The sequence below is a fragment of the Caballeronia sp. genome (genome assembly GCF_049581465.1).
GTDB lineage: Bacteria > Pseudomonadota > Gammaproteobacteria > Burkholderiales > Burkholderiaceae > Caballeronia.
Genome location: NZ_JBAUSA010000265.1, coordinates 1 through 4,606, shown reverse-complemented (window position 1 = coordinate 4,606; position 4,606 = coordinate 1). Strand labels below are relative to the sequence as shown.

The following is a 4,606-nucleotide window of genomic DNA, read 5'->3' as shown; positions in this document are numbered from 1 at the left end:
CTTCTATGTCGTGCTGCACTTCACCACATACATTTGGTTCGACAAATGGTTCGATATCTTCGGCATTCTGAAGGACATCGCCAAGCGGCCGTTCATCATGGTTGGTTTTGCGGCGTTCGTGCTGTTGATCCCGCTCGCTGTTACATCGCCGAAAGCGATGGTCAGGAAGCTCGGCCGTCGCTGGCATTCCCTGCACAAGTTGATCTATCCGATCGCCGTGCTGGGGATCCTGCACTTCTGGTGGATGAAGGCGGGCAAGCATGACCTGCTCCTGCCGAAGATCTACGGCGCAATCGTCGTGGCTTTGCTGGCGTGGAGGTTGATCGTGTGGGCGAAAGGCAAGGCTTCCGCGTCAACTCGCGCTGCTTGATTCTTCTGGTAATAAAAAAGGGCGACGCCATCGCGGCGTCGCCCTTTGTTTTTCCGCGCGCTAAACCTCAATCCGGAAGGATCGATTCACCCGCGAACAATTGCTTCACTTCTTCGCGTTCGCGAACGACGCGCGCCCGGCCTTGATCGACCATCACTTCGGCGGCGCGCGGCCGCGTGTTGTAGTTCGAGCTCATCGTGAAACCGTAGGCACCCGCCGAAAAGATCGCGAGCAGATCACCCTGGTCGATGGCAAGCGTTCGATCACGGCCGAGCCAGTCGCCGCTTTCGCAAATCGGGCCGACGACGTCGTAGAGTTCGGCTTTCGCCGAGCCATCGACCACCGGCTCTATCCGATGAAACGCCTGATACATCGCGGGCCGCGCGAGGTCGTTCATGGCGGCGTCGACGATTGCGAAGTTCTTCTCCGCGCCCGGCTTTAGATATTCCACGCGCGTCAGCAACACGCCGGCATTGCCGACCAGCGAGCGGCCCGGCTCAAAATACACTTCGCGATGACCATGCCCCCGTTGTTCAATATGGGCGAGGACCGTACGCACGAAATCGCCAATGGGCGGCGGCGTTTCATCGTCGTAAGTAATGCCCAGCCCGCCGCCGACGTCGACATGATGAATGCGCGCACCATCGGCTTCGATTTGAGCGACCAGGTCCAGGAGTTTGTCGATGGCATCGAGGTACGGACTGACTTCGGTAATCTGCGACCCGATATGGCAGTCGATGCCGATCACATTCAAATGCGACATGGCAGCAGCTTGAGCGTAAGTCGCGCGGGCGTCGCTGAAAGCCACGCCGAACTTGTTCGATTTGAGACCGGTGGAAATATACGGATGCGTCTTGGCATCGACGTCAGGATTCACGCGCAGCGATACCGGCGCTTGTTTGCCGGCCGCTTTCGCCACCTCGTTCAGCGCGTGCAATTCCGGTATCGATTCGACGTTAAAGCACTTGACGCCGGCATTGAGTGCTTCGCGCATTTCCGCGACCGACTTGCCGATACCTGAAAACACGGTGTTTTCCGCTTTGCCACCGGCCGCCAGGACGCGATGCAGTTCGCCCAGGGAAACGATGTCGAAGCCCGCGCCAAGTCGCGCGAACACGTTCAGCACGGCGAGATTGCTGTTGGCTTTCACGGCCACGTGGATAGTGGCGCGGCGTCCCTGGCAGGCGTCGGCGTAAGCGTGGTACGCGTGGGTCAAGGCGCTGCGTGAATAGACGTAGAGCGGCGTGCCAAACTCGTTGGCCAACGACACGGCTGATACGCCTTCGGCTTGCAGCACGCCGGCGACGCGGGAGAATGCGGATTGAGTCATGAGCTTTTGGGGTCCGGCTGGCGCGCGTCAGAAGTGCCGCGCGACCTGGGCATGGGTGAAGCGGTTCAATGGTGAGACAGTTATTTGTCAGCGGCAGCCGATGCGGGCAGTGGCGCCGACGCAGGCGATTGCATGCTGTCGTCGGGAGCCAGTGAAAGCGGCTGGCCGGACGTGTCGGGAATGTCGCCCACGGGAGTAGCAGAGGTGGGCGATGCCGCGACCGGCGCGCTTGCGGCCAACGGTGGCATGCTGGCGGGACGAGCCGGAAGTGGTGGAACGGTAGGCATATAAAGCGGTCCGCGTTGACCACAGGCGCTGAGCAGTGCAGCAGACGAAACAGCCAAAGCCGCTACAATCGCGCTCATCCGAAAGACGACTTGCATCACGGTCCCTGAATAATTAATCGACGGAGTTTAGCATGACCGACAACGAATACCTGACCCTCGCCGAGGCTGTGCTGGCGGCCATCGAGCGGGACGCGGACGACCTCGAAACGGATGTCGAATTCGAACGCAGTGGCAATGTCCTGACGCTGGAATTCGAGAACCGGACGAAGCTGATCGTCAATTTGCAGCCGCCTATGCACGAGGTTTGGCTTGCGGCGAAAGCGGGTGGGTTTCACTACAAATACGTGGAGGGCGCCTGGCGCAACACACGCGATGGCAGCGAATTTTTCGCCGCGCTCAGTCAGTACGCAACCGAGCAAGCCGGCGAGCCGATCAGCTTTTCAGCTTGATCCCGGACACGGATCGCGAGGACGAGGGGCGTTCAATGCCCCTTGAACAGGTTCATGATGTCCTGTTTTTCCTGCTCGCCGACCTGAGGCGCGGGCGCGGCCTCGCCGTCCGACAACGGCGCCGCTGAAGCCCCGCTGGCGGAGTCAAGCGCTGCCTGACTGATGCCGATCGTCGATATAAAGCCGTGACCCGGCGTCATGTCGTCGAAATAAAGTTCGCCGCCGAGCGTGACCAATCCAGGCGGCTGTGACGGCTTGTATTCCGGTACGCCGCGCAACGCCCGGCTCATATAGTCGATCCATACCGGTAGCGCGAGTCCGCCGCCCGTTTCCTTGTCGCCGAGACTGCGCGGGTTGTCATAGCCGATCCACGCAATCGCCACCAGGGAGTGCTGATAGCCCGCGAACCATGCGTCGTGCGAATCATTAGTGGTGCCCGTCTTGCCGGCGAGATCGGAGCGTTTTAACTGGTTGCTCCGCGCCCCCGTGCCGTGTTGCGCCACGCTTTGCAGAAGGCTGTTCATCACGAAGGCGTTACGCGCGGAAATCGCGTTCGGTGCGGTCTCGCCCGCAACCAACGGCCGCGGATGGGACACCACGGCGCCACGCGGGTCGGTCACGTCGGCGATGAGATAGGGATTCACGCGGTACCCGCCGTTCGCGAATACCGAATAGGCCGTTGCCATCTGCAACGGCGTCACCTGACCGGCGCCGAGCGCCATCGGCAGATAGGCGGGGTGACGGTCGGCGTCGAAGCCGAATTTCGTCACATAGCCCTGAGCGTACTTCGTGCCGATGTTGTTCAGGATTCGAATCGACACCATATTCTTCGACTTCATCAGCGCGGTGCGCATGGGCATGGGGCCGTCGAAGCCGCCGCCGTAGTTCTTCGGTTCCCACGCCTGGCCGCCCGTTTCAGCCGCGCTGAAAAAGAGCGGTGCGTCGTTGACGATGGTCGCTGGCGACACTCCTTTTTCCAGCGATGCCGAATAGACGAAGGGCTTGAAGCTCGAACCAGGCTGGCGCCAGGCCTGCGTGACGTGATTGAACTTGTTCTTGTTGAAGTCGAAGCCGCCGACGAGCGCACGGATAGCGCCGTCCTGCGGCACGACGGACACGAACGCGCCTTCCACTTGCGGCAATTGCGTGATGATCCAGTTGCCGTCGTCGTTCTTCATCAGGCGCACGATCGCGCCCGGGCGGATGCGCTGGTTCGATGGTGCGCGCGAACTCAACGCGCTCGCGACGAAGCGCAAATCGTTGCCCTCGACCGTCGCGACATCGCCGTCGATAAAGCTCGCCTTCACTTGCTTCGGACTGGCTTCGGTGACCACCCCAGCTACTATTTCGCCGTTGTCCGGATGCTCGGCCAGGGCGTCGTCAATAGCCTGCTCGCGATCGTCCGCGTCCGCCGGTAAATCGATATACCCTTCCGGCCCGCGATATCCATGGCGGTGTTCATAGTCCATCAAACCTTTGCGTACGGCGCGATAAGCAGCGTCCTGATCGGCGGAATCAATGGTTGTGACCACGTTCAAGCCGAGCGTGTACGCCTCCTCGCGATACTGCGCATACATCATCTGGCGCACCATTTCAGCCACGTACTCGGCATGCACGCTGAATTCGCGCCCCACGCCTTTCACGACGAGCGGCTGCTTCGCGGCCTCGTCGTATTGCTCCTGCGTGATGTAATGGAGTTCCAGCATCCGTTCCAGGATGTACTGCTGGCGCACCTTTGCGCGCTTCGGATTGACGACCGGGTTATAAGCCGATGGCGCTTTAGGCAGTCCTGCGAGCATAGCCGCCTCGGCAAGCGTCACGTCTTTAAGATCTTTCCCAAAGTAGACCCGCGCCGCGCTCGCAAAACCGTAGGCGCGCTGTCCCAGATAAATCTGGTTCATATAGACCTCGAGAATCTGGTCCTTGGTCAGCGCACGCTCGATCTTGTACGCGAGCAGCATTTCATAGATTTTTCGCGTGTAGGTTTTTTCGCTCGACAGGAAGAAATTTCGCGCGACCTGCATGGTGATCGTGCTTGCGCCCTGCGACGCATGGCCGTTCGTCAGCGCAACGGTGCCGGCGCGCAGGATGCCGGTCAGGTCGACGCCGCCATGATCGTAGAAACGGGCGTCTTCAATGGCGAGCACCGCCTTCTTCATGTAGTCCGGAA

General features: G+C 60.5%; 5 protein-coding genes and 1 pseudogene. 3 read left to right on the top strand and 3 right to left on the bottom strand.

The window, feature by feature from the left end; genetic code table 11:
* The coding region (locus tag WCA53_RS06575; RefSeq protein ID WP_423907122.1) for a protein-methionine-sulfoxide reductase heme-binding subunit MsrQ at positions 1-370 on the top strand (370 nt) is incomplete at its 5' end.
* 67 nt (positions 371-437) lie between these two features.
* Here the strand turns inward: WCA53_RS06575 and lysA are convergent.
* The gene (lysA, locus tag WCA53_RS06570; RefSeq protein WP_423907120.1) at positions 438-1,700 is read right to left on the bottom strand and encodes a diaminopimelate decarboxylase; all 1,263 of its coding nucleotides are present in this window, start codon (positions 1,698-1,700) and stop codon (positions 438-440) included.
* 132 nt (positions 1,701-1,832) lie between these two features.
* Between lysA and WCA53_RS06565 the strand changes: the two genes are divergently transcribed.
* A complete protein-coding gene (locus WCA53_RS06565; RefSeq protein WP_423907125.1) occupies positions 1,833-1,991 on the top strand; it encodes a hypothetical protein in 159 nt (52 codons plus the stop codon).
* Positions 1,992-2,011: 20 nt separating this feature from the next.
* Here WCA53_RS06565 and WCA53_RS06560 read toward each other — a convergent pair.
* Positions 2,012-2,065, bottom strand: a pseudogene (locus WCA53_RS06560) (hypothetical protein); the annotation flags it as partial.
* Positions 2,066-2,118: 53 nt separating this feature from the next.
* Between WCA53_RS06560 and cyaY the strand changes: the two are divergent.
* Positions 2,119-2,436, top strand: a complete 318-nt coding sequence (gene cyaY, locus WCA53_RS06555) for an iron donor protein CyaY (protein WP_423907118.1) — start codon at positions 2,119-2,121, stop codon at positions 2,434-2,436.
* A 32-nt stretch (positions 2,437-2,468) separates the two neighbouring features.
* Here cyaY and WCA53_RS06550 read toward each other — a convergent pair.
* Positions 2,469-4,606: penicillin-binding protein 1A (locus WCA53_RS06550; protein ID WP_423907116.1), on the bottom strand; the 2,138-nt coding region annotated here is incomplete at its 5' end.